Consider the following 22,940-nt stretch of genomic DNA (forward strand, 5'->3'; position numbering starts at 1 on the left):
AAAAGTCATGAACATGCATGCACAGCCCCAGCGGACCTTGGCCGAGACGGCGCTGATCGACGCCTTCGGCGAACGGCTGTCGCTGCTGCCCGGCGACGGCGCGGTGATGGTCAAGCGCGACGATGCGATCGAGGCGATCAAGCACGGCCTGCCGACGCGCCGCGTCGAATCCTGGCATTATACGGACCTGCGCCGGCTGCTGACGTCGGTGCCGGCTTTCGAGGCCGGCGCCGTCGTCAAGGCGCTTGCGCCGGTTCTTGAAGGCTCGGCCGTGCTGCCGGTGCTGAACGGCGTCTCGCAGACGAAGCTGCCGGAGATCGAAGGCGTCACGGTGCAGCGCCTGTCGGAAAAGCTGACCGACGGCAGCGTGGCGCCCGGCCTGGATCCCTATGGCAGCGACGACGCGATCGGCGCGCTGAACACGGCTTTCGTCGCCGACGGCTATTTCGTCGAGATCGCCGACGGGGCCGAGCTGGAAAAGCCGATCGAATTGCAGAACCTGCAGGCCGGCGGCCAGTCGCATGTGCGGCTCTTGGCGCGTGTCGGCGCCGGCGCGAAGGCGATTGTCGTCGAGCGCCAGGCAGGCGAGGGCGACGTGGCGCTCGCCTCTTCGGTCAGCCAGCTCGTGGTCGGCGACGGTGCGGAAGTGACCTGGCTGATCGTGCAGGAACAGCCGGACACGGCCACGCATCTCGCCCAGTTCAAGGCGCATATCGGCAAGGACGCCAAGCTGACGCTGTTCGTGATGAACGCCGGCGGCAAGCTTGTTCGCCAGGAGGTCGTCGTCAGGACGACAGGCGAGGGCGCCGACTTCAAATTGCGCGGCATCAATCTTCTCGCCGGCGACACCCACACCGACGTGACCATGGTGCTCGACCATGCCGTGCCGCACACCACGTCGACCGAAGTGATCCGCAACGTGGTGACCGGCAAGGCGCGCGGCGTCTTCCAGGGCCGCATCAATGTGCATCAATACGCCCAGAAGACCAACGCCAAGATGGCCTGCAACACGCTGCTTCTGTCGGATGACGGCGAGTTCTCGACCAAGCCGGAGCTGGAGATCTTCGCCGACGACGTCGTCTGCGGCCATGGCGCCACCGTCACCGAGATCGACCACGACCATCTGTTCTACCTGATGGCGCGCGGCATCGACGAGAAGTCGGCGCGGGGTCTCCTGGTGAAGGCGTTCGTCGCCGAAGTGATCGAGGAACTGGACGACGAGGCGCTGGTCGAAGCGCTGGAAGCGCGGCTCGACGGCTGGTTTTCGACGCACGGCTAGCGCCTATCCTTCTCCCCTTGCGGGAGAAGGTGGATTGGCGCGAAGCGCCAAGACGGATGAGGGGTGCTGGAAGGATCGCGGCTTCGGCCGACAAGGACTTCGAGATGGACCAGAAGATCGAAACCATACCATACGACGTCGAGGCGATCCGCCGCGACTTCCCGATCCTGTCGCGCCAGATCTATGGCAAGCCGCTGGTCTATCTCGACAACGGCGCCTCGGCGCAGAAGCCGCAGGTGGTGCTCGACACCATCCAGCACGCCTATTCCCAGGAATACGCCAACGTGCATCGCGGCCTGCATTTCCTGTCGAACGCCGCGACGGATGCCTATGAGAATGCGCGCAAGTCGGTGCGGCGGTTTCTCAATGCGCCGAGCACCGATGACATCGTCTTCACCTCCAACACCACATCGGCGATCAACACCGTCGCCTATGGCTGGGGCATGCCGCGGATCGGCGAGGGCGACGAGATCGTGCTTTCGATCATGGAGCACCACTCCAACATCGTGCCGTGGCATTTCATCCGCGAGCGGCAGGGCGCGAAGCTCGTCTGGGTGCCGGTCGACGATCTCGGCGCCTTCCACATCGAGGAATTCGAAAAGCGCCTGAGCAACCGCACCAAGCTGGTCGCCATCACCCATATGTCCAATGCGCTGGGCACGGTGACGCCGATCAAGGAGATCGTGCGCATCGCGCATGCGCGTGGAATTCCTGTCCTCGTCGACGGCAGCCAGAGCGCGGTGCACATGCCGATCGATGTGCAGGACCTCGACTGCGATTTCTTCGTCTTCACCGGCCACAAGGTCTATGGCCCATCGGGCATCGGCGTGCTCTACGGCAAGAAGGACAGGCTGGAAGAGATGCGGCCTTTCATGGGCGGCGGCGAAATGATCGAGGAAGTGACGGAAGACATCGTCACCTACAACGAGCCGCCGCACCGCTTCGAGGCCGGCACGCCGCCGATCGTCCAGGCGATCGGCCTGGGCGCCGCGCTCGACTATATGGAGAAGGTCGGCCGCGAGCGCATCGCCGCGCATGAGGCGGACCTCAAGGCGTACGCGCATGAGCGCCTGCGGGCGATCAACTCGCTGCGCATCTTCGGCGACGCGCCCGGCAAGGGCGCCATCATCTCGTTCGAATTGCAGGGTATCCATGCGCATGACGTGTCGATGGTGATCGATCGGCAAGGTGTCGCGGTCCGGGCCGGAACGCATTGCGCCCAGCCGCTGTTGAAACGCTTCGGCGTCACCTCCACATGCAGGGCATCGTTCGGCATGTATAATACCAGGGCCGAAGTGGACGCTTTGGCCGAGGCGCTGGAAAAGGCGCGAAAGTTCTTCGGGTGACGATGATGGACGACGTGAGCACCACCGCAGAAAAAGCGCCGGAAACGGTCGCCAACGGCATCGTTTCGGCCTCGGCGATCCCCGCCGACGAGCTGGCGCGGCTGACCGACGACATCGTTTCGGCGCTGAAGACCGTCTACGACCCGGAAATTCCGGCCGACATCTATGAGCTAGGCCTCGTCTACAAGATCGATATCGAGGACGACCGGTCAGTCAAGATCGACATGACGCTGACCGCGCCGGGCTGCCCGGTGGCCGGCGAGATGCCGGGCTGGGTCGAGAACGCCGTCGGCGCCGTCGAGGGCGTGTCCGGCGTCGAGGTCGCCATGGTATTCGATCCGCCATGGACTCCCGACCGCATGTCGGAAGAGGCGCAGGTCGCGGTCGGATGGTATTGAGGCCTACATCCTTGCGCCAGTTGTAAAACTTCACCATTTTAGGTGAGAATCATTCGGGCAGGCCTTGAACCTGCATGGAATGGAGAAGGAAAAACATGGGACGCTTCGCCGTCATCACGATGACCGAAAAGGCCGCCGACCGCGTGCGCGAGATCGTGGCTGCGCGCGATAGCGCGCATGGCATCCGGCTCGGCATCAAGAAGGGCGGTTGCGCCGGCATGGAGTACACGGTTGACCTTGTGACCGAGCCGAATCCCAAGGACGACCATATTGAGCGCGACGGCGCGCATGTCTATGTCGCGCCGGAAGCCGCGCTCTTCCTGTTCGGAACCGAGATGGATTTCGAGCAGACGACGCTGCGCACCGGCTTCACCTTCAAGAATCCGAACCAGAGCTCGGCCTGCGGCTGCGGCGAATCCGTCGAGCTGAAGCCTGCCGACCTCAAGGCGCTTGCCGAGGCACGCGCCTCGGCCTGACCAGGCCCGCCAGCGCTTCCACTCAGTCCGGCAGCGCGGCGATGACCACAAGCTCGACGACGAGGTCAGGCTGCGCCAGGGCGGCGACACCGATCACTTCCGATGGCGGCGGGGCAATGTTCGGCAAAGAATTCGTCCAGCACGTCCAGACGAAAGTTGGGTGAGCTGAGGACGCCGCCGGACGGAAAAGGCCCTTTGACGTAGAACGTCACCTTGACCAGGTGGTCAAGCGAGCTGCCAAGTTCCTCCAGGTCCGACTTGATGTTGGCCAGGATTTCGCGCCACTGCGTTGCCGCGTCGCCGACAGCGCCGCCTTGGTGTTTCGACGGATCGTAGTCGTCGACGGTGGCGGTGTTGCCGGACAGAAAAACATATCCCTTGGCGTCCGAGACGACCGTGCCCTTGCCCCAAGGCATCAAACGATCGCCTTTGAATTTCTTGTGCGTCGTGAGGTTCATTTCGGTCTCCTGTCGCCAGATAATTGTCTCAATACAATTCCGGGCGGAAAACCGCTGCGCAGCTTTGCTGGAATTGCCCTAATCAACCCACATCCCAGTCCGCCTGTGCCAGTCGGCGATCGATTCCTCCGGATAGATGTCGAATACCTTGTCGTTCTTGCCGACGACCGGCTCGACCCAGTTCGCCTTGTATTTCAGCATCAGATGCACTTTCTCCGGCGGTTTCGGCAGGTCGGTGTCGATCGCCGAAGCGAAGGGGTGAACGAGGTTTGGCCACGTCGGGTCGTAGAGCCAGAGTGCTGCGCCGCATTTCCGGCAGAAATTGCGCTCGCCGGTCGAGACCTCGCAATGCGGATGCTCGTCATCCTCGATTTCGGCGCGATAGACGCCGAGGCTGCGCTTGCCCCTTATATCAAGCGTCTCGTAGTCGGCGCCGAGATTGATGGCGAAGCCGCCGCCGCCCTGCTGCTTGCGGCAGATCGAGCAGTAGCAGAGCATGAACGGCACGGGCGTGTGGCTCTCCACCTCGAAGCGGACGGCGCCGCAGCGGCAGGAGCCTTTGAGCAGGACAGGCATGGCGGGAACTCCGTTTTCAGATTTCAACCTGTCAGCATGCTTTTGGTTGCGGCGATGACAAGGCCGATGACGGATGAGATGATCGCGGCATGGATAATGCGCGTCTTGAAGAACTGTTCGAAAGCCTTGGACCGATCGCCATCCGAAAACTGTTCGGCGGCAAGGGCATCTATTGCGACGGCGTCATTGTCGCGGTCGTCGTGCGTGGCGAGCTGATGCTCAAGGCGGACGAGGAAACAATTCCCGACTTCGAAGCCGCCGGCTGCAAGCAATGGACCTATACCGGCTCGCGCCACGGCAAGGAGGTGACGATGCCCTATTGGAGCGTGCCGGACGATGCCTTCGACGATCCCGATGAAATGGCGGTGTGGGCGCGGCGGGCTTATGAAGCGGGACGAAGGGCGGGGAAGTGAAAGTTAGAAATGGTGGCGGCACAGAGGGGGTGTGAAGGAACTCGGCCATTGCAGTTGGCCGGGCTGCCGCAACCTGAACGCTCTACAACGCCTTGGCGATCTCCGCCGCCAGCCGCGCATTGTTCTCGACTAGCGCGATGTTGGTCTTGAGGCTGCGGCCGCCGGTCAGTTCCAGAACTTTCGACAGCAAAAACGGTGTCACGGCCTTGCCGGTGACGTTGAGAGCCTCGGCCGCCTTTTGCGCGGCCTGGATGTAGCCGTCCATCTCGGCGGCCGGGATTTCGTCATTCTGCGGCACCGGGTTGGCGACGAGGATGCCGCCGCCCAGGCCCAGCGCTTGGCGCGTTCGGTAGAAATGCGCGATGTCTTCCGGCGCATGAAGGGTCAGCGGTGCGCGGAAGGGCGACTGCCTCGACCAGAAGGCGGGCATCGTCTCGCAGTCATGGCCGATAACTGGCACGCCGCGCGTTTCCAGCACTTCCAGCGTCTTTTCGATGTCGAGAATCGCCTTGGCGCCGGCCGAGACGACGATGACCGGCGTGCGCGCCAGCTCGTCGAGGTCGGCCGAGATATCGAAGCTTTTCTCAGCGCCCTTGTGGACGCCGCCAATGCCGCCGGTGGCGAACACTTTTATGCCGGCCATATGCGCGGCGATCATGGTGGCGGCGACCGTGGTGCCGCCGGTGCGCGTTTGAGCGACCGCGAAACCGAGATCGGCGCGCGACAGCTTCATGGCGTCACCGGTCATGGCAAGCGATTCGCGCTCGCCGTCGGAGAGGCCGATCTTGATACGGCCCTCGACCACGGCGATCGTCGCCGGTACCGCGCCGCCATCGATGATGATCTGCTCGACCTTGGCGGCCATGGCGCCATTGTCGGGGTAGGGCATGCCGTGGGTGATGATGGTGCTTTCCAGCGCCACCACGGGCCGGCCGGCGGCAAGCGCCTCCGCCACCGGCGGATGGATATCGACGAAGGGGCGGGCGGTATCAGGCGTCATGGCTGTCTCCGATCCGAACGGATTGCTTCGGCAGTGGTGGCCCTATGCCACTTCCCGCGGCTCCGGCACAAGGGCAAGCGCCTGCGTGAAGGTGGCGATCGTGAAGGACGGCACGGCCCGCGGGCTCTCTATGGCGAGCATCGCCGCGGCAAGGCCTTCGCGTAGTGCTGCGCGCAGCGGCAGGCCGCGCAACAAGGCGGCGACGGTTGCGCCGGTCAAGGCGTCGCCGGCGCCGGTCACGTCGGCCACCTTGCGCGGCGCGGGCGGGTCGATCTCGAAGATGCCGGTATCGTCGAAGCCCAGCACCGGAGCGCTGCCGGACGTGACCACGCCGGCGTTCAGGCCAGCCCGCCGGAGCGCGTCGACGAGCGTTTCGCCGGATGGCTCCGCGCCGACCAGCGCGGCGGCCTCGCGGCGGTTCATGAAGAGCAGCGACAGGTTGTCGAGCAGCGGCGCCAGGCGGACGACCTTGGCCGGCGAGACGGCGATGGCGAAGACCGGCCGGCCGCCGGCAAGCGCCAGCAGACGCTCCAGCGCGGCCGTCGGCAGGTTGGCGTCGCACAGGATGGCGTCGGTGGCGGCGATCGCCTCGCGCACCTTGGCGCGCCTTATTTGTTTGGGGAAGGCAAGATCGTAGAGCGCCATGTCGGCAAGCCCGACGATCAACTCGCCTTCGGCATCGATCAGCGCCGTGTAGCTTGGCGTCGTTCGGTCGAGGAACACCACCGAAAGGTCGGTTATCCCGGCGTTGTCGATCGCCGAGGCGACTGTGTCCGCCGCAGCGTCACCGCCACGCACCGAGATCAGCGAGGCCGACACGCCGCGCTTCACCACGCTGCGCAGCGCGTTGAAAACCACGCCGCCGACGTCCTCGCGCATGATGCCGGGATTCGAAGCCGCGGGCACATAGACGCCCGAGACCTGGCCGCGCCGGTCGATATGGGCGCCGCCAAGCGCCAGGATTGTTGGGGATGTCGACATTTCGGGTCGATGACTTTCGTTGATCGTGCGGCCGCGCACACTAGGTTTCTGCGCGCCGCCCTGCAATCGGGGTCGCGATTCGGACGGCCGGGTATCGAAATCTCTTCTGGACCCGTGGTTGCACTCTGCACCAGCCCTGGTGAGACAAAAATAGAACAAATCCAGATATTGATTATTTTTCAGATATTTGTTGCCTCTTGCCAAATGAGAACAAAAAAGGTACAAAACAAGCAGGGATCACGGATTGTCCGGCCTTCATTGACGACCAAGGGGTGATGTATCATGGCTCAGAATTCTTTGCGGCTTGTAGAGGATAAGGCAGTGGACAAATCAAAGGCTCTGGACGCGGCGCTGTCGCAAATCGAGCGCGCGTTCGGCAAGGGCTCGATCATGCGGCTCGGCGCCAACGAGCAGGTGGTCGAGATCGAAACCGTGCCGACCGGCTCGCTCGGCCTCGACATCGCGCTCGGCGTCGGCGGCCTGCCGCGCGGCCGCATCATCGAAATCTACGGGCCGGAAAGTTCGGGCAAGACGACGCTGGCGCTGCACACGGTTGCGGAAGCCCAGAAGAAGGGCGGTATCTGCGCCTTCGTCGATGCCGAGCACGCGCTCGATCCGGTCTATGCCCGCAAGCTTGGCGTCGACCTCGAGAACCTTTTGATTTCGCAGCCCGACACCGGCGAGCAGGCGCTGGAGATCTGCGACACGCTGGTGCGTTCGGGCGCCATCGACGTGCTGGTCGTCGACTCGGTGGCGGCACTGACGCCGCGCGCTGAAATCGAAGGCGAGATGGGCGATTCGCTGCCCGGTCTTCAGGCTCGCCTGATGAGCCAGGCGCTGCGCAAGCTGACCGCCTCGATCTCGCGTTCCAACACCATGGTCATCTTCATCAACCAGATCCGCATGAAGATCGGCGTCATGTTCGGCTCGCCCGAGACGACCACCGGCGGCAACGCGCTGAAATTCTACGCCTCGGTGCGCCTCGACATCCGCCGCATCGGCTCGGTCAAGGACCGCGACGAGGTCGTCGGCAACCAGACCCGCGTCAAGGTGGTGAAGAACAAGCTGGCCCCGCCCTTCAAGGTGGTCGAGTTCGACATCATGTATGGCGAGGGCGTGTCGAAGACCGGCGAGCTGATCGATCTCGGCGTCAAGGCCGGCGTCATCGAGAAGTCGGGCGCCTGGTTCTCCTACAATTCCCAGCGCCTCGGCCAGGGTCGCGAGAACGCAAAGCTGTTCCTGCGCGACAATCCCGATACGGCGCGTGAGGTCGAGCTTGCGTTGCGCCAGAATGCCGGACTGATCGCCGAGAAATTCCTCGAGAATGGCGGCTCCGAAGGCGGCGACGACGGTTTCGAGGATGAAGCCGGCGCCCTGTAAAGTGCGTTTACCCTGGGATTTTGCGCTCCGGGGCGATCCAAAGGCGCCCGAGGATAGTTGGTTGGCTCAGCCGGAGTTCGGCCACAATCCTGGTTTATCGCCTTATGCTTATGTAATCGAGTTCTTGTATTGCGTAACCCGAACCGCCGGCCTTCGTGCCGGCGGTTTTGCGTTGTGCGGGGTGGGGCTGAGCCGCCGCTCGTCCGCCGATCGGCCCAAAGCGCGTAGCGCTGCAATGAATTCAGGCAATGCGCTTTGGTCCATGCTTGTGCCTGTCGTTTTCCCAAACCGCTTGCGCAGTTTTGAGCGACACGCCTGTTTTGCGTGTTTCTGGACAGGCACAAGAGCTATCGCTAAAAGGCCAATCTATCTTCTGAAACACCAAAGCCCATTTGCCGCCGGCCGGGCCGGCGGTTCTTGCGAAAAAGGCAGTATGCAATGAGTGGCGTGAACGACATCCGGTCGACATTCCTCGACTACTTCCGCAAGGAGGGCCACGAGATCGTCGCCTCCAGCCCGCTGGTGCCGCGCAACGATCCGACGCTGATGTTCACCAACGCCGGCATGGTGCAGTTCAAGAACGTCTTCACCGGGCTGGAGAAGCGCCCTTATTCGCGCGCCGCGACCGCGCAGAAGAGCGTCCGCGCCGGCGGCAAGCACAACGATCTCGACAATGTCGGCTACACGGCGCGCCATCTCACCTTCTTCGAGATGCTCGGCAATTTCTCGTTCGGCGACTATTTCAAGGAGCGCGCGATCGAGCTTGCCTGGAACCTGATCACCAAGGAATTCGGTCTGCCGAAAGACAAGCTCTTGGTCACCGTCTATCACACCGACGACGAGGCGGCGGGTTATTGGAAGAAGATCGCCGGCTTCTCCGACGACCGCATCATCCGCATCCCGACCTCCGACAATTTCTGGGCGATGGGTGACACCGGCCCATGCGGGCCGTGTTCGGAAATCTTCATCGACCGCGGAGAGCATATTTGGGGCGGCCCGCCCGGCAGCCCGGAAGAGGACGGCGACCGTTTCCTGGAATTCTGGAACCTGGTGTTCATGCAGTATGAGCAGGTGACGAAGGAAGAGCGCATCGACCTGCCGCGTCCCTCGATCGACACCGGCATGGGCCTGGAACGCATGGCCTCCATCCTGCAGGGGGTCGAAAGCGTCTTCGAGACCGACCTTTTCAAGCATCTGATCGACGCGACGTGCTCGGCGCTCGGGCACGGCCACAACCAGGAGAATGCAGCATCCTTCCGCGTCATCGCGGACCACCTGCGCTCGTCCTCTTTCCTGGTGGCCGACGGCGTGCTGCCTTCCAACGAGGGGCGCGGCTATGTGCTGCGCCGCATCATGCGCCGCGCCATGCGCCACGCGCAGCTGCTCGGCGCCAAGGATCCGCTGATGTGGCAGCTGGTGCCGGCGCTGGTGCGCGAGATGGGCCAGGCCTATCCCGAGCTGGTGCGCGGCGAGGCGCTGATCACCGAGACGCTGAAGCTCGAGGAAACACGCTTCCGCAAGACGCTGGTGCGCGGCCTCGGCCTGCTTTCGGACGCGACCGAGACGCTCAAAGCCGGCGATATGCTGGACGGCGAGACCGCTTTCAAGCTCTACGACACCTACGGCTTCCCGCTCGATCTGACGCAGGATGCGCTGCGCCAGCGCAGCATCTCGGTCGATATCGCCGGCTTCACCGACGCGATGGAGCGGCAGAAGGCCGAGGCGCGCGCGCATTGGGCGGGCTCGGGCGAGGCCGCGACCGAAACCGTCTGGTTCTCCGTGCGGGAAAAGACGGGCGCGACCGAGTTCCTCGGCTATGAGACCGAGCAGGCCGAAGGCATCGTCCAGGCGCTGGTCAGGGACGGCAAAGCAATCGATAGCGCGTCCCAGGGCGAGGCGGTCGCCGTGATCGTCAACCAGACGCCGTTCTATGGCGAATCGGGCGGCCAGATGGGCGACACCGGCGTGATCTCCGGCGAGGGCTTCTCGATCCAGATTTCCGATACGCAGAAGAAGGCCGACGGCCTGTTCGTGCATCTGGGCAAGGTGGCCAAAGGCACAGTCAAGACGGGTGTGGCTGTCGAACTCAAGGTCGACCACGCCCGCCGCTCGAGGCTGCGCGCCAACCATTCCGCGACGCATCTCATCCACGAGGCGTTGCGCGAGGTGCTGGGCACCCATGTCGCGCAGAAGGGCTCGCTGGTGGCGCCGGACCGGCTGCGCTTCGACATCTCGCACAACAAGCCGATCTCGGCCGACGAGCTCGAAGAGGTCGAGCGCATGGCCAACGAGATCGTCGTCCAGAACAGCCCGGTGACGACGCGGCTGATGTCGGTCGACGACGCGATCGCCGAGGGCGCCATGGCGCTGTTCGGCGAGAAATACGGCGACGAGGTGCGTGTCGTGTCGATGGGCACCGGCCTGCATGGCGCTAAGGCCAATCGTCCCTATTCGGTCGAACTCTGCGGCGGCACGCATGTGAAATCGACCGGCGATATCGGCCTGGTGCGCATCCTGTCGGACAGCGCGGTGGCGGCCGGCGTGCGCCGCATCGAGGCGCTGACCGGCGAGGCGGCGCGCAAGCATCTCGACGAGCAGGACAGGCGGCTGAAAGCCGCGGCGGCGACCTTGAAGATCTCGCCGGCCGATGTGCCGTCGCGCGTCGAGGCGCTGCTCGAAGAGCGCAAGAAGCTCGAAAAGGAGCTTACGGAAGCGCGCAAGAAGCTGGCGCTGGGCAGCGGTTCGGCCGTTGCCGATGCTCCGGCCGCCAACGAGACGGTCGCCGGCGTCGGCTTTCTCGGCAAGGCAGTCAGCGGCGTCGCGCCGAAGGACCTGAAGCCGCTGGCGGACGCCGGCAAGAAGACGCTCGGCTCCGGCGTGGTCGTCTTTGTCGGCGCCAGCGAGGACAACAAGGCGAGCGTGGTCGTCGGCGTCACCGACGATTTGACCGGCCGCTTCAGCGCCGTCGATCTCGTGCGCGTCGCGTCCGCCGCGCTTGGCGGTCAAGGCGGCGGCGGTCGGCCCGACATGGCGCAGGCCGGCGGCCCCGACGCCTCCAGGGCCAACGACGCGATCGCAGCGGTGAAGGCGGCGCTGGAGGCGGCGTGACAGTCTAGCAACTCGTCTGGGGTGGCTACGTGCCGATATTCTTCGGAGCGCCACCTGCGGGCCCTGGTGCCGCCGAATTCACCAACCTAGTTTGGTTTGGCCAAACATGTTGTTTTGATCCGTATTCGCGGCACAATCTTACGATAGCGCCGCGACACCAGCGCTGGAATCGTGCTACGAAGTGCGCTATGTTCTCTATATGTTCCCATTATCGGGGTTGGAAATGGAACGCAAGCGATGATCACATATTTGGAGAGCAGCGTTTTTGAGTCCCCGGCCCAGACGCTCGTTAACACCGTTAACACCGTCGGGGTGATGGGAAAGGGTATCGCCAAGGAATTTAAGAGCCGGTATCCGGCAATGTTTGCTGAGTATCGGAAGCTCTGCGAGCAACGGGCGCTAGGCGTCGGCAAAATTCATCTGTGGCGTTCCGACACCCGATGGGTCCTCAATTTTCCGACCAAGACCACATGGAAGCTTCCATCCAAGCTGGAATACATTCACTCTGGTTTGGCCAAATTTGTAGAGTCATATAAGGCGCTCAGCATCAGTTCGGCATCGTTCCCGCCGCTCGGTTGCGGCAATGGGAATCTCAATTGGGCCGATGTCAAACCGGTGATGGAGGAGTATCTATCGAAGGTTGATATTCCAATCTACATACACGACATTCAAGTAGCAGCGGATTTTGTGCCAGAACACAAAGAACCTGCAACTGTGCCAAGGGATTTTGCTGAATTTTCTAGGGACATCGATCGACTCTCAAGGGGGCGCAAATTCTCTACGTCTAGAGATAGCTTCTTTAGTGCGGAAATGCAGCCGGACAACTCAGTCGTTGTCCAGCACGAGACCGGGAAAAGAGAGCGCATTGATCCCGATTTGATGGAAGCGGCTTGGATTAGGCTCCGTGAACGGCTGCTCTCCTTTGAGAATTTCTCCGACGAGAAATCCCGTAGGTTGAAGGGTTATCTCTTCCCAATCCTCGCGGAACTGCCCTATGTCCGGAGTGTCAAGATCAAGGCCGGTAACACTGGATCCACTCGGGCCGAAGCGCTCTTTATCGATCGCGATCAAAAGACGCCATACTCCAGTGTCTCGACTTCGAGGGATAGCCAAGAATGGCTATTTCAATAGCACGTGCTCAGCGGCATATCAGGGAATGGAACGAAAAGCTTGCGCGGTATCCATCTCGCAACGGATGGGTGAATTCTCTTTTCCACGCATGCCAGATCGAGACTGCCGCTGAGATAGTGCGTCAACGCAAAGTTGTCTGCAGGCAGCATGTTCCCATCGTTTTGTGCGATGTCGCGAACCAGGGCGCCCTTTGGAACAATCCCGCTGCGCATGAGTATGTGAGGCTCTACTTCCGACCGAAGAACAGCTTTCATTTCAAGACGGAAGGGATTAAGTCGAATTCTGATCCCTACCGGGTCAATCCACATATGGCTATACCGGTCATGTTGGTTTTTGACTTCGCATCTGTAATAACTCTCGCGGACAGCTTTTTTGTCTCGGGAAACTTTGCATCCCAAGCATTGGCACCGCTACAAGGCGATACGAATTTTGATGGTCTAAATTTTAACTATATTTATCACGATTCAGCAGTTTCGCAGGACATGATGCAAACTATTCATGACGCTCGGATGGCCGAGGTTGTAGTCAGGAATGAGTTGCCCCTGGCCCACCACCTTAGAGCGGTCGTTTGCCGTACCATTCACGAAGAGAGAATGCTTAGATATCTGCTTCGCAACGTTAACGTTTCTGATGTGCGTTTTGCGGTCGAAAAAGGTGGCTCATTGTTTCTGCGCCGCGGGAGTTACATCACTGAGTTGTACACGCGGGGCGGCGAGCTTCATTTCGATTTCACTGCACCGTCAACCGCGAGGAAAGATAAGTACTCGGTCACTGTATCATGCGGGAATAGCCGGTTTGCTTTCTCGCTCGAGCCAAGCAGTTGGCGTGTACCTCAAATAGTTAATCCAGATCCGTCAGCAGAGTGGAAGATCGAGATTGAAGGCTGTACCGCATATTTAGGACCTGTGCCAGCTACGGTACCAGTGGTGCGATAGCGGGATATTTGTCGCTTCTGTTTGTGCGCAGACTTCAGCCGACCCTCTCCGTACGTGCGAAGCTCGGCTGCGCGGCAAAGCGCTGATACCAATCCCGGACATCCGCAAAGCGAGCCAACAAATCGCGTCCTTCTGCGACCTTGACGAAATAGGCGACGATCGGTGCCGCGTGCAGGTCGGCCAGTGTCAGTTGCTCGCCTAGCAGCCACGGCCCTTTCGCCTTCACCGATGTCAGAACCTTGAGCACCGTCTCAGCCTGGCTCAGCCCGCTGGCGATCAGCTGCTCATCCGGTTGCGTCTTCTCCAGCCGCTCCACCGCGACGTCCCAGACCAACGCGCGATAACCATATGCGTCGAGCACGCCGATAATCTGGCCCATCCTGGCGCGGCCGCGGGCGTCGGCCGGCTGCAGGGCCGGACCGTCGAAGGCCTCGTCGACATAGCGCGCGATGGCGCTGGTCTCGAACAGTCGAAAACCGTCGTGCTCGAAGGCCGGGATGCGGCCGAAAGGGTGATGTTCCAGATACCAGGCCGGGATGCCTTCGGCGGCGAAGATGTCGAGCGGCACGAGCTCGTAGCCGACGCCTTTCTCCTCCAGCGTCATCCGTGCGATGCGCACATAGACGCTGTAGTCCGCGCCGTAGAGAGTTGGCTTGGCCATCGATCAGCGCTCCCCTCCAAAAAAGAAGGCTCCTTCCGGAGCCTTCGGTATGCCGAATGTGGGTTTACCCCATCACTTTCTGCAAATTCTCGTCGATCTTGTCGAGGAAGCCGGTGGTCGAGAGCCAGGGCTGGTCGGGACCGATCAGCAGCGACAGGTCCTTTGTCATGAAACCGCTCTCGACGGTCTGGATGCAGACCTTTTCCAGCGTCTCGGCGAAGCGCTTGAGCTCGGCATTGTCGTCGAGCTTGGCGCGGTGGGCGAGGCCGCGCGTCCAGGCGAAGATCGAGGCGATCGAATTGGTCGAGGTTTCCTCGCCCTTCTGATGCTGGCGGTAGTGGCGCGTCACGGTGCCGTGCGCGGCTTCCGCCTCCACCGTCTTGCCGTCCGGCGTCATCAGCACCGAGGTCATCAGGCCGAGCGAGCCGAAGCCTTGCGCCACGGTGTCGGACTGCACGTCGCCGTCATAGTTCTTGCAGGCCCAGACATAGCCGCCCGACCATTTCAGGCTGGAAGCGACCATGTCGTCGATCAGGCGGTGCTCGTACCAGAGTTTCCTTGCCTTGAACTCGGCCTCGAACTCCTTCTCGTAGACCTCCTGGAAGATATCCTTGAAGCGGCCGTCATAGGCCTTGAGGATGGTGTTCTTGGTCGACAGATAGACCGGGAAATTGCGCAGCAAGCCGTAGTTCAGCGAGGCGCGGGCAAACTCACGGATCGACTCGTCGAGATTGTACATGGCCATGGCCACGCCGCCGCCCGGCGCGTCATAGACGTCATGCTCGATGACCTGGCCGTCGTCGCCGACGAACTTGATCGTCAGCTTGCCTTTGCCGGGGAAGCGGAAGTCGGTGGCGCGGTACTGGTCGCCGAAGGCATGACGGCCGACGACGATCGGCTTGGTCCAGCCCGGCACCAGGCGCGGCACGTTCTTCATGATGATCGGCTCGCGGAAGATGGTGCCGCCGAGAATGTTGCGGATGGTGCCGTTGGGCGACTTCCACATCTTCTTCAGCTTGAATTCCTCGACGCGCGCCTCGTCGGGGGTGATCGTCGCGCATTTCACGCCGACGCCCCATTTCTTGATGGCATTGGCCGAATCGATCGTCACCTGATCGTTGGTGGCGTCGCGGTGCTCGATGCCGAGATCGTAATATTCCAGCTTCAGGTCGAGATAGGGGTGGATCAGCTTGTCCTTGATGAACTGCCAGATGATGCGGGTCATCTCGTCGCCGTCGAGCTCGACGACCGGGTTCGCCACCTTGATCTTCGCCATGGAAAGAATGCCTCGTTGCTGGGGGATCTGAACGGCCTTGCCCGCATGGCTTCGGCCGGGGATGCGGAGCGTATATCAAAGGCTTTTTCAGCGCGCAAACCGCGATCCGCGCCGGGGCAGACGGGTGCCGCTGTTGTGAATGCTTCATTTTTCGATCCGGATGTGGCAGGGGACGCCGAAACGCCGCAAACCCCGGTTACCCACAACCCATGCCAGCCATCGAAGACACAACCAAGACCGGACCGGCGATCATCCTGGTCGAGCCACAGCTCGGCGAGAATATCGGCATGGTCGCGAGGGCCATGGCGAATTTCGGCTTGTCCGAGCTCAGGCTGGTCAACCCGCGCGACGGCTGGCCGAGCGAGAAGGCGCGCGCGGCCGCCAGCCGCGCCGACCATGTCATCGACGCCACCAGGGTGTTCGACGATCTGCCCTCGGCGGTCGCCGACCTGAACTTCGTCTTCGCCACGACAGCGCGCGAGCGCGACGGCTTCAAGCCGGTGCGCGGTCCGGTGGAAGCAGGCAGGGCGCTAAGGGCGCGCAGCGAGGCCGGGCTGCGCACCGGTATCCTGTTCGGCCGCGAGCGCTTCGGCCTTTACAATGACGAGGTCGGGCTTGCCGACGAGATCGTCACCTTTCCGGTCGATCCCGGCTTTTCCTCGCTCAACATCGCCCAGGCGGTGCTGCTCATGTCCTATGAATGGATGAAGTCCGGCCTCGCCGACGAGACGCAGACCAACTTCTCCGGGCCGGAGCTGGTACCGGCGCCCAAGGAGCAGCTGCACAGCCTGTTCGCCTACCTGGAAAACGCGCTGGAAGCGCGCGGCTATTTTCGCCCGGAAGAAAAGAAGCCGAAGATGGTCGACAATCTGCGCGCGGTGCTGACGCGCGCGGGCTTCGCCGAGCCCGAGCTCAAGGTGCTGCGCGGCATCATCTCGTCGCTCGACAGGTTCTCGCCGGCCATGCCGCGCGGCGATGGCTCGCCCGGCGACGATCCGAGACGGTTGCCGGCCGGCGCGCGCAGTCGCGCCAAAGACGAAGAAAGTTAAGATCGGTAAGCTGCGAGCATTTGAAGTAACCGAATTTTATTCGATTATATGCCATCCTTGCTGCAATAGTGGGGGTGGCACATGTTTACGTCCAATATTGGTCGACTGCGCTTTTTCCTTTACTCTCTCGGTCTCGCCGTAGCCGAAACCGTGGTGATCGTCATCTGCATTGTCAGCACGATCGGTTTCGAAGGGCTGCTCAATTCAGGGCCGGGTCCGTCGCGCCAGGACATGGCAGGCGCGGTCCTCATCGCCTCCCTCATCTTTGTCGCGCTTCGCGGCAACATCGCCTCGCGCCGCACCCGCGACGCCAACGGGCGCCGCTGGATCCTGTGGGCCTACATCGCCCTTTCGTCCGTCTATGCCCTTCTGCAGGCAGGCGTGCTGCTGGTCGTCAAATTCGGCGACCCCGAGAGCATTCCGGGCGGGCTGAACCTGCTTGGGTTTTCGGTATTCGGCCTCTGGTGCACGATTTGGTGGGCGAAGCCCGTCGCGGGCAGCAACATCGATGAATTGACCGATGTTTTCGACTTCGATGGCCCGCTGCCGGCGTCGACGCGCGCTGCACGCACCGCTGTGCCGGCCGCTCCACGCGCCGCGGTTGGCGCTTCAGCCGCTCACATTCCGCCCGCGCCGCAGCCTTTCGGCAGACCGCGGCCGGCCGGTTTCGGCAAGCGCGGCATATGAGTGATTTTAGAGATAGGGCATGATGTCGTCCCAAAACCGCTTCGCACTTTTCGGCATCATGTTCTAGCGACTGCGCAAAAGCTGCTCGCATTCGCCTCTTCAAGACCACGATCATTCGCGATAGAAGCGCGTCGGTCCAATTCCGGGCCTGTCGTTTCTCATAACCGGATGACAATGAGCGATCGATCAAGCCAGCGCCCGATCCTGATGTTCGATTCCGGCGTCGGCGGGCTGACCGTGCTGCGCGAGGCGCGCGTGCTGATGCCCGACCGCCGCTTCGTCTATGTCGCCGACGACGCGGCGTTTCCCTATGGCGCCTGGGAAGAGCCGGCGCTCAAGGAACACATCCTTGCGCTGTTCGGCAAATTGCTCGACCGGCTCCAGCCGGCGATTTCGGTCATTGCCTGCAATACAGCCTCGACGCTGGTGATCGATGCGCTGCGCGACAAATTCCCCGGCCATACCTTTGTCGGCACCGTTCCGGCGATCAAGCCGGCGGCCGAACGCACCCGCTCCGGCCTGGTATCGGTGCTGGCGACGCCGGGCACGGTGAAGCGCCAATACACGCGCGACCTGATCAGCAAGTGGGCGCAGAAATGCCATGTGCGCCTGGTCGGCAGCGATCGGCTGGCGGGGCTCGCCGAGATCTATATGCGCCAGGGTTTCGTCGACGAAGAAGCCGTGCGCGCCGAAATTGCGCCCTGCTTCATCGAGCGCGACGGCAACCGCACCGACATCGTCGTGCTTGCCTGCACGCACTACCCGTTTCTCGCCAACCGCATGCGCAAGACCGCGCCTTGGCCGGTCGACTGGATCGATCCGGCCGAAGCGATCGCGCGGCGCGCCATGTCGCTGCTTGAACCCGTTGGGGACACATCCGGCGTAAGTGAGCCCGATCTTGCCGTCTTCACCTCGGGCAAGGTGGATTTCGCCACGAGGCGGCTCATCCAGGGCTTTGGACTGACCGCACCTTAGTGCTCAAGGCGGGGTGGCGGGCTCGAAGACGATGCTGCGTTGATCCGGATCGGCCGAAACCAGCCTTAGCGTCAGGCCGTCGCCTTGCCTGAGCCCGGAGGCTTTCACGCTGGCAACCACCGGCATGTCGGCAAGCTGCACGCGCACGCCACGGTCGACGAAGTCGGTGACGACGGCCTCGAACGTCTCGCCCTCATGTCCCTTGAGCATCACCGCCTCGGCAAGGTCGATTGCCGCGTGGCCGATCTGCGAGGCGCGGGCATCCGCGCGGCCCATCACCTTCGGCAATCTGGCGAAGGCGTCGGTGACGGCCTGCGGCACCGGCTGGCCATTGGCGATCGCCAGCGTGCAGCGCAGGACGTAGCGGTCGGCCAGCCGCCTGAGCGGCGCGGTGGCGTGGGCATAGGTCGCGGCCATCGCCTCATGCCAGGGGACGACGCCCTCCTGATAGGGTTGGTAGGATGCGCCGTTGCCTGCCCGGCGGATTTCCAGCATCAGCGCCGCCTGTTTCGGGTCGGCCGGATCGAGCGTGCGTTGATAGTCGCGCAAGCTGGTGGAGGCCGGCCAGGACAGGCCGAGCGCCTGTGCCGCGTTGCGCAGCCTTTGCACCTTGGAGGCGTCCGGCCCCGACATCACCCGGAACAAGCCGGTCTTGTGGGCCAGCATGGCGTCGGCAATCGCCATATTGGCGGCCAGCGAAAGTGCTGCATTGTCCTGCTCGGATTGCAGCAGCGGCCTGAACGAAAGCCGGAACGTGCCGTCGGCGAGCCTTTCCACCTCCTGCTCGGGCGGATCGACGCGCGAAGCGCCGCGGCGTTGTTCGTTTGCCGCCATACGCCGCGCCAGTTCCGCGAAGCCGGCCGGAACGTCGGCGGCCCGCACGCTGTCATAGGCGAGCTTGGCGCGGCTTTGGATGATGGCGCGCTCCGCGCCATCCAATTTCACCGCACCGTCCTCGGCGACCCGAACGGTGAAGACGACTGCCGGACGCGGCCCATCGGGCAACAGGCTTGCCGCGGCCTCGGCGAGCACCGGCGGGTAGAGCCCGGCCTTGCCGTCCGGCAAGTAAAGCGTCTCGCCTCGGCCCCAAGCTTCGAGATCAATCGCGTCGCCGTCCTCGGCGAACCAGGCCACGTCGGCAATGGCATAGTGCAAGAGAAGATCGCCGCCGCTGGCCTCGATCGAGAAGGCCTGGTCGAGATCGGTGGAACTCGCCGGATCGAGCGTGACGAAGGGCATTGCCGTCCGGTCGGCATGCTGGTCGGGCACACGCTTTGCCGCCGCCTCAGCCGCGGCCATTACCGCAGGCGGAAATCCATCCGGCACGTGGAATTCTGCGCGGATTTTCGCAAGACCGGTGGAGAGCGCCTGTGAGGGATCGTTCAGCGATTTCATGCTGCCGTCCTACACTGGCATTCCGGGCGCGGGAAGGCTTGCCAGGATACCGCCAAGGTCGGCCGCCTAATCGCCAACTCAAGCAGGCCCACGGGCCGGGCCGTAGCCGCTGGAACTGCCGCTTCGGCCCGGCGTTTCTTCTCACAGCAAAGGGAGAAACCGCCATGCCCGCCAAATCGCAAGCCCAGCAAAAGGCCGCCGGCGCAGCGCTTTCCGCCAAGCGCGGCGAGACGAAGAAGAGCGAACTCAAAGGCGCTTCGCGCGAAATGTATGAATCGATGAGCGAAAAGCAGCTCGAGGAGTTCGCCGAGACCAAGCGCAAAAGTCTGCCCAGCAAGAAGTCGTAGTCGAATGAAAGGCCCGCGGCGTCGGCCACGGGCCTCCGTCAACCCCTTTTGGCGCAAGATGAGCTAGCGGCGCCACCAGCAGCGTTTGGTCTTGTAGCGGATGACGTGGCGATGGCCGTGGCGCCAGACCACTCTTTTCGTCACCACGACGCGGCATATCTGCCTGTGGCCGCTCCAATGCCTGGCCATGGCAGGTTCCGGCGTCATGACCGCCATAGATCCCGCCAATACAGCGGCCCCGGTCAGGGTAAGGAAGAACTTCTTCATGGGAATTCGGACTCCTCTGCTCCAGTCCCTTCATTAAGATGGCAGAGCAGGGCAGCTCCTTGGAAGCACAAGCCGCTCTGCTGCCGACGGCTTTCGCCACAACCGGCACTGCACGCCACGCGGGAAATTATCGGGTTGCGACCCGCGCTGCCAGCCGTAAGCTTGACACCGGTTAAATCTCTGTTTAACAGGCCCACCAACACCGGGTGGCGACGCCCGGTGGTTTCTTTTGACGTGTCCCGTGGGTTTCCGTCGCTTTGCGTGGAAAACCCTGTCAGGTCTCGAAAACGGAGGCCAGAGGAGGGCGCGTTTCCTTCGCCCGGAGCCATGGGGTTCCGGGTATATTGTTTTGAAAGGGAATGCGATGAGCAAGCGCGAATCCGCGAAATACAAGATCGACCGCCGTCTCGGCGAAAATATCTGGGGCCGTCCGAAGTCCCCGGTCAACAAGCGTGAATACGGTCCCGGCCAGCACGGCCAGCGCCGCAAGGGCAAGCTTTCCGATTTCGGCCTGCAGCTGCGCGCCAAGCAGAAGCTGAAGGGTCACTATGGCGACGTTTCGGAAAAGCAGTTCCGCAAGGTCTATGAAGAGGCCAACCGCCGCAAGGGCGATACCTCCGAGAACCTGATCGGCCTGCTCGAGTCGCGTCTCGACGCGGTGGTCTACCGCGCCAAGTTCGTGCCGACCATCTTCGCCGCCCGTCAGTTCGTCAACCACGGCCATGTCAACGTCAACGGCAAGCGCACGAACATCGGCTCGTATCGCTGCAAGCCGGGCGACGTCATCGAGGTGCGCGAGAAGTCGAAGCAGCTCGTGATTGTGCTGGAATCGGTCGCTCTCGCCGAGCGCGACGTGCCGGATTACATCGAAGCCGACCACAACAAGATGACCGCGACCTTCGCTCGCGTTCCCGGCCTTTCGGACGTTCCGTTCGCCGTGCAGATGGAACCGAACCTGGTCGTCGAATTCTACTCGCGCTGATCGACATCAGTCAGCCGGTGCATCCAAGGCCGCCTTTCGAGGCGGCCTTTTCTTTGGCGGTCAGGTCCGCTAAGCCGGGCGCCAACAGAACCATGGGGCCGGCGCCATGAATATGCTGCCAGATGTCAAATCCCTCGAGGCGATCGACGATGAGACCGACGGCGGTTTCCACCCGCTGTTCCGCGACGTGCCGTCCTCGGTCGAGTTCAACAAGCTGCGCAAGCGGCTGTTGAGGCTCACCCGCCAGGCGATCGAGGATTTCGCGATGGTGAAGCCGGGCGAACGCTGGCTGGTGGCGCTGTCGGGCGGCAAGGATTCCTACGGCCTGCTGGCGCTTTTGCTCGACCTCAAATGGCGCGGCCTCCTGCCGGTCGAACTGCTTGCCTGCAATCTCGACCAGGGCCAGCCGAATTTCCCGAAGCACATCCTGCCCGACTATCTCAACGCCAACGGCATTGCCCACCGCATCGAATACCAGGACACCTATTCGGTGGTGACCGACAAGCTGCCGCAGGGCAGCACCTATTGCTCGCTTTGCTCGCGGTTGCGGCGCGGCCATCTGTACCGCATCGCGCGCGAGGAAGGGTGTTCGGCGCTAGTGCTTGGCCATCACCGCGAGGACATCCTCGAAACCTTCTTCATGAACCTGTTCCATGGCGGGCGTCTCGCCGCCATGCCACCCAAGCTCCTCAATGACGAAGGCGACGTCATGGTGCTGCGGCCGCTCGCCTATAGCGCTGAGGCCGACCTCGAAAAATTCGCCAACGCGATGAAATTCCCGATCATCCCGTGCGACCTCTGCGGCAGCCAGGAAGGGCTGCAGCGCAACGCCATGAAGGCGATGCTCGACGACATCGAGAAGCGCATGCCGGGCCGCAAGGACACGATGATCCGAGCCATGGCCAATGTAAGGCCCTCGCATCTCCTGGACAGGAAGCTGTTCGACTTCGCGGGGCTCGACGCAAACCCGGGACAAGACATTTCCGATGCGATTTGACGATAACGCGATCGACTGGCTGGCCGAGCTTCTCGCCGGTGCCGCAAACGCCGAAATCATGCCGCGCTTCCGCCGGCTGGGCGAGGGCGACGTGCGCCAGAAGACATCCGCCGCCGACCTCGTCACTGAGGCGGACGTCAACGCCGAGAGGCTGATCACCGCTAGGCTGCGCGAGCGCTTTCCCGACGCCATGGTGGTCGGCGAGGAAGCCTGCTCCGAGAACCCGGCGCTGCTGTCCGGCCTTGGCGATGCTGCGCTTGCCTTCGTTATCGATCCGGTCGACGGCACTTTCAATTTCGCTTCCGGCGTGCCGCTGTTCGGTGTCATGGCCGGCGTCGTCGTCAATGGCGAGACCGTCGCCGGCATCATCCATGACCCGGTCGGCAAGGACTGGCTGATCGGGACCAAGGGCGCCGGCAGCCATATCCGCCATGCGCATGGCGCGCTGGAGAAGGTTCGCGTCGCGGCGCCGGTGCCGATGTCGCAGATGACCGGTTCCGTTTCCTGGCAGTTTCTTCACGAGCCCGAACGCTCGCGGCTCGCCCGCAACCAGACCAAGACGCTGTCGCAATTCGCCTATCGCTGCGCGGCGCATGAATACCGGCTTCTGGCCAGCGGCCACGCCCATTTCGTGCTCTACAACAAGCTGATGCCCTGGGATCATCTCGCCGGGGCGCTGATCCACCAGGAAGCCGGCGGCCATGTTGCGCGTCGACGGCAGCGCCTACCTTCCCTCGCATGTCGATGGCGGCCTGCTGGTGGCACCGGACAAGCAAAGCTGGGACGAGTTGCGACGCGAGCTCTGGGCCGAGTAGGACCAAAT

The 22,940-nt window shown here is 62.7% G+C and carries 23 protein-coding genes and 1 pseudogene; 16 read left to right on the forward strand and 8 right to left on the reverse strand.

Annotated elements, in window-relative coordinates; genetic code table 11:
* Positions 1-7 precede the first annotated feature (7 nt).
* The 4 genes from sufD (at position 8) to sufA (ending at position 3,499) form a co-directional block, all read left to right on the forward strand.
* Positions 8-1,279, forward strand: coding sequence for a Fe-S cluster assembly protein SufD (gene sufD, locus LB525_RS05405; RefSeq protein WP_224543831.1), 1,272 nt, complete (start codon positions 8-10; stop codon positions 1,277-1,279).
* Between the two features lie 104 nt (positions 1,280-1,383).
* The gene (locus LB525_RS05410) at positions 1,384-2,625 is read left to right on the forward strand and encodes a cysteine desulfurase (RefSeq protein ID WP_224543832.1); all 1,242 of its coding nucleotides are present in this window, start codon (positions 1,384-1,386) and stop codon (positions 2,623-2,625) included.
* A 5-nt stretch (positions 2,626-2,630) separates the two neighbouring features.
* Positions 2,631-3,023 (forward strand): SUF system Fe-S cluster assembly protein, encoded by a 393-nt coding sequence (locus LB525_RS05415; protein ID WP_140840200.1) that lies wholly within the window; start codon positions 2,631-2,633, stop codon positions 3,021-3,023.
* Positions 3,024-3,118: 95 nt separating this feature from the next.
* A complete protein-coding gene (gene sufA, locus LB525_RS05420; protein WP_140840198.1) occupies positions 3,119-3,499 on the forward strand; it encodes a Fe-S cluster assembly scaffold SufA in 381 nt (126 codons plus the stop codon).
* A gap of 65 nt (positions 3,500-3,564) precedes the next feature.
* Here the strand turns inward: sufA and LB525_RS05425 are convergent, their stop codons facing one another.
* Positions 3,565-3,957 carry a RidA family protein gene (locus LB525_RS05425; protein WP_224543833.1) on the reverse strand — a complete coding sequence of 131 codons (393 nt, stop codon included), beginning with the start codon at positions 3,955-3,957 and terminating at the stop codon, positions 3,565-3,567.
* Positions 3,958-4,035: 78 nt separating this feature from the next.
* Positions 4,036-4,533, reverse strand: a complete 498-nt coding sequence (locus tag LB525_RS05430; protein WP_224543834.1) for a GFA family protein — start codon at positions 4,531-4,533, stop codon at positions 4,036-4,038.
* Positions 4,534-4,622: 89 nt separating this feature from the next.
* On the opposite strand from LB525_RS05430, the gene LB525_RS05435 reads away from it, so the two are divergent.
* Positions 4,623-4,946, forward strand: a complete 324-nt coding sequence (locus LB525_RS05435) for a TfoX/Sxy family protein (RefSeq protein WP_224543835.1) — start codon at positions 4,623-4,625, stop codon at positions 4,944-4,946.
* Between the two features lie 82 nt (positions 4,947-5,028).
* Here the strand turns inward: LB525_RS05435 and LB525_RS05440 are convergent, their stop codons facing one another.
* Both LB525_RS05440 and LB525_RS05445 read right to left on the reverse strand, forming a co-directional pair.
* Complete coding sequence (locus tag LB525_RS05440) at positions 5,029-5,946, reverse strand: pseudouridine-5'-phosphate glycosidase (RefSeq protein WP_224543836.1); 918 nt, start codon at positions 5,944-5,946, stop codon at positions 5,029-5,031.
* A 42-nt stretch (positions 5,947-5,988) separates the two neighbouring features.
* Positions 5,989-6,927 carry a carbohydrate kinase family protein gene (locus LB525_RS05445; RefSeq protein WP_224543837.1) on the reverse strand — a complete coding sequence of 313 codons (939 nt, stop codon included), beginning with the start codon at positions 6,925-6,927 and terminating at the stop codon, positions 5,989-5,991.
* Positions 6,928-7,209: 282 nt separating this feature from the next.
* Between LB525_RS05445 and recA the strand changes: the two genes are divergently transcribed.
* The 4 genes from recA to LB525_RS05465 all read left to right on the forward strand — a co-directional run bounded on the left by recA (position 7,210) and on the right by LB525_RS05465 (position 13,481).
* Positions 7,210-8,307, forward strand: a complete 1,098-nt coding sequence (gene recA / locus LB525_RS05450) for a recombinase RecA (RefSeq protein WP_095765184.1) — start codon at positions 7,210-7,212, stop codon at positions 8,305-8,307.
* 438 nt (positions 8,308-8,745) lie between these two features.
* On the forward strand, positions 8,746-11,415 hold the full coding sequence (gene alaS / locus LB525_RS05455) for an alanine--tRNA ligase (RefSeq protein ID WP_224543838.1): 2,670 nt from the start codon (positions 8,746-8,748) through the stop codon (positions 11,413-11,415).
* A 237-nt stretch (positions 11,416-11,652) separates the two neighbouring features.
* Positions 11,653-12,546, forward strand: a complete 894-nt coding sequence (locus LB525_RS05460; protein ID WP_140627545.1) for a macro domain-containing protein — start codon at positions 11,653-11,655, stop codon at positions 12,544-12,546.
* Positions 12,531-13,481, forward strand: coding sequence for a DarT ssDNA thymidine ADP-ribosyltransferase family protein (locus LB525_RS05465; RefSeq protein WP_224543839.1), 951 nt, complete (start codon positions 12,531-12,533; stop codon positions 13,479-13,481). Before LB525_RS05460 ends, LB525_RS05465 begins: the two co-directional genes overlap by 16 nt.
* Before the next feature lie 34 nt (positions 13,482-13,515).
* Here LB525_RS05465 and LB525_RS05470 read toward each other — a convergent pair whose 3' ends face one another.
* Entirely contained in the window at positions 13,516-14,142 is a 627-nt protein-coding gene (locus LB525_RS05470; protein WP_224543840.1) for a glutathione S-transferase family protein, read from the reverse strand.
* Positions 14,143-14,206: 64 nt separating this feature from the next.
* Positions 14,207-15,418 (reverse strand): NADP-dependent isocitrate dehydrogenase, encoded by a 1,212-nt coding sequence (locus LB525_RS05475; protein ID WP_224543842.1) that lies wholly within the window; start codon positions 15,416-15,418, stop codon positions 14,207-14,209.
* 209 nt (positions 15,419-15,627) lie between these two features.
* Between LB525_RS05475 and LB525_RS05480 the strand changes: the two genes are divergently transcribed.
* The 3 genes from LB525_RS05480 to murI all read left to right on the forward strand — a co-directional run bounded on the left by LB525_RS05480 (position 15,628) and on the right by murI (position 18,129).
* The gene (locus tag LB525_RS05480; RefSeq protein ID WP_224543844.1) at positions 15,628-16,467 is read left to right on the forward strand and encodes an RNA methyltransferase; all 840 of its coding nucleotides are present in this window, start codon (positions 15,628-15,630) and stop codon (positions 16,465-16,467) included.
* A gap of 81 nt (positions 16,468-16,548) precedes the next feature.
* The gene (locus tag LB525_RS05485; protein ID WP_224543846.1) at positions 16,549-17,154 is read left to right on the forward strand and encodes a hypothetical protein; all 606 of its coding nucleotides are present in this window, start codon (positions 16,549-16,551) and stop codon (positions 17,152-17,154) included.
* A 174-nt stretch (positions 17,155-17,328) separates the two neighbouring features.
* Entirely contained in the window at positions 17,329-18,129 is an 801-nt protein-coding gene (gene murI, locus LB525_RS05490; protein ID WP_224543848.1) for a glutamate racemase, read from the forward strand.
* Between the two features lie 3 nt (positions 18,130-18,132).
* Here the strand turns inward: murI and LB525_RS05495 are convergent, their stop codons facing one another.
* Complete coding sequence (locus LB525_RS05495) at positions 18,133-19,524, reverse strand: RNB domain-containing ribonuclease (protein ID WP_224543849.1); 1,392 nt, start codon at positions 19,522-19,524, stop codon at positions 18,133-18,135.
* 164 nt (positions 19,525-19,688) lie between these two features.
* On the opposite strand from LB525_RS05495, the gene LB525_RS05500 reads away from it, so the two are divergent.
* Complete coding sequence (locus LB525_RS05500; RefSeq protein ID WP_095765193.1) at positions 19,689-19,871, forward strand: DUF3008 family protein; 183 nt, start codon at positions 19,689-19,691, stop codon at positions 19,869-19,871.
* Between the two features lie 63 nt (positions 19,872-19,934).
* Here the strand turns inward: LB525_RS05500 and LB525_RS05505 are convergent, their stop codons facing one another.
* Positions 19,935-20,138: a hypothetical protein gene (locus LB525_RS05505; RefSeq protein WP_140542642.1), complete on the reverse strand. Its 204-nt coding sequence runs from the start codon at positions 20,136-20,138 to the stop codon at positions 19,935-19,937.
* A gap of 364 nt (positions 20,139-20,502) precedes the next feature.
* Between LB525_RS05505 and rpsD the strand changes: the two genes are divergently transcribed.
* From rpsD to LB525_RS05520, 3 genes and pseudogenes are all read left to right on the forward strand, one after another.
* On the forward strand, positions 20,503-21,120 hold the full coding sequence (gene rpsD, locus LB525_RS05510; RefSeq protein WP_140840172.1) for a 30S ribosomal protein S4: 618 nt from the start codon (positions 20,503-20,505) through the stop codon (positions 21,118-21,120).
* Between the two features lie 112 nt (positions 21,121-21,232).
* Positions 21,233-22,117, forward strand: coding sequence for a tRNA 2-thiocytidine(32) synthetase TtcA (gene ttcA / locus LB525_RS05515; protein WP_224525720.1), 885 nt, complete (start codon positions 21,233-21,235; stop codon positions 22,115-22,117).
* Positions 22,107-22,932, forward strand: a pseudogene (locus LB525_RS05520) (inositol monophosphatase family protein). Before ttcA ends, LB525_RS05520 begins: the two are co-directional and overlap by 11 nt.
* Positions 22,933-22,940: the final 8 nt, after the last annotated feature.

It is taken from the genome of Mesorhizobium sp. CA16, assembly GCF_020165175.1.
Taxonomy (GTDB): domain Bacteria; phylum Pseudomonadota; class Alphaproteobacteria; order Rhizobiales; family Rhizobiaceae; genus Mesorhizobium.

What these genes read in the sequence shown, in the direction of transcription:
- murI (WP_224543848.1), top strand. Translation starts at nt 17,329, where the DNA reads ATGAGCGATCGATCAAGCCAGCGCCCGATCCTGATGTTCGATTCCGGC.
- LB525_RS05505 (WP_140542642.1), bottom strand. Translation starts at nt 20,138, where the DNA reads ATGAAGAAGTTCTTCCTTACCCTGACCGGGGCCGCTGTATTGGCGGGA.
- LB525_RS05495 (WP_224543849.1), bottom strand. Translation starts at nt 19,524, where the DNA reads ATGAAATCGCTGAACGATCCCTCACAGGCGCTCTCCACCGGTCTTGCG.
- LB525_RS05445 (WP_224543837.1), bottom strand. Translation starts at nt 6,927, where the DNA reads ATGTCGACATCCCCAACAATCCTGGCGCTTGGCGGCGCCCATATCGAC.
- alaS (WP_224543838.1), top strand. Translation starts at nt 8,746, where the DNA reads ATGAGTGGCGTGAACGACATCCGGTCGACATTCCTCGACTACTTCCGC.
- LB525_RS05425 (WP_224543833.1), bottom strand. Translation starts at nt 3,957, where the DNA reads ATGAACCTCACGACGCACAAGAAATTCAAAGGCGATCGTTTGATGCCT.
- LB525_RS05415 (WP_140840200.1), top strand. Translation starts at nt 2,631, where the DNA reads ATGGACGACGTGAGCACCACCGCAGAAAAAGCGCCGGAAACGGTCGCC.
- LB525_RS05485 (WP_224543846.1), top strand. Translation starts at nt 16,549, where the DNA reads ATGTTTACGTCCAATATTGGTCGACTGCGCTTTTTCCTTTACTCTCTC.
- rpsD (WP_140840172.1), top strand. Translation starts at nt 20,503, where the DNA reads ATGAGCAAGCGCGAATCCGCGAAATACAAGATCGACCGCCGTCTCGGC.
- recA (WP_095765184.1), top strand. Translation starts at nt 7,210, where the DNA reads ATGGCTCAGAATTCTTTGCGGCTTGTAGAGGATAAGGCAGTGGACAAA.
- LB525_RS05430 (WP_224543834.1), bottom strand. Translation starts at nt 4,533, where the DNA reads ATGCCTGTCCTGCTCAAAGGCTCCTGCCGCTGCGGCGCCGTCCGCTTC.
- LB525_RS05470 (WP_224543840.1), bottom strand. Translation starts at nt 14,142, where the DNA reads ATGGCCAAGCCAACTCTCTACGGCGCGGACTACAGCGTCTATGTGCGC.
- LB525_RS05480 (WP_224543844.1), top strand. Translation starts at nt 15,628, where the DNA reads ATGCCAGCCATCGAAGACACAACCAAGACCGGACCGGCGATCATCCTG.
- sufD (WP_224543831.1), top strand. Translation starts at nt 8, where the DNA reads ATGAACATGCATGCACAGCCCCAGCGGACCTTGGCCGAGACGGCGCTG.
- LB525_RS05475 (WP_224543842.1), bottom strand. Translation starts at nt 15,418, where the DNA reads ATGGCGAAGATCAAGGTGGCGAACCCGGTCGTCGAGCTCGACGGCGAC.
- LB525_RS05465 (WP_224543839.1), top strand. Translation starts at nt 12,531, where the DNA reads ATGGCTATTTCAATAGCACGTGCTCAGCGGCATATCAGGGAATGGAAC.
- sufA (WP_140840198.1), top strand. Translation starts at nt 3,119, where the DNA reads ATGGGACGCTTCGCCGTCATCACGATGACCGAAAAGGCCGCCGACCGC.
- LB525_RS05460 (WP_140627545.1), top strand. Translation starts at nt 11,653, where the DNA reads ATGATCACATATTTGGAGAGCAGCGTTTTTGAGTCCCCGGCCCAGACG.
- LB525_RS05435 (WP_224543835.1), top strand. Translation starts at nt 4,623, where the DNA reads ATGGATAATGCGCGTCTTGAAGAACTGTTCGAAAGCCTTGGACCGATC.
- LB525_RS05440 (WP_224543836.1), bottom strand. Translation starts at nt 5,946, where the DNA reads ATGACGCCTGATACCGCCCGCCCCTTCGTCGATATCCATCCGCCGGTG.
- ttcA (WP_224525720.1), top strand. Translation starts at nt 21,233, where the DNA reads ATGCTGCCAGATGTCAAATCCCTCGAGGCGATCGACGATGAGACCGAC.
- LB525_RS05410 (WP_224543832.1), top strand. Translation starts at nt 1,384, where the DNA reads ATGGACCAGAAGATCGAAACCATACCATACGACGTCGAGGCGATCCGC.
- LB525_RS05500 (WP_095765193.1), top strand. Translation starts at nt 19,689, where the DNA reads ATGCCCGCCAAATCGCAAGCCCAGCAAAAGGCCGCCGGCGCAGCGCTT.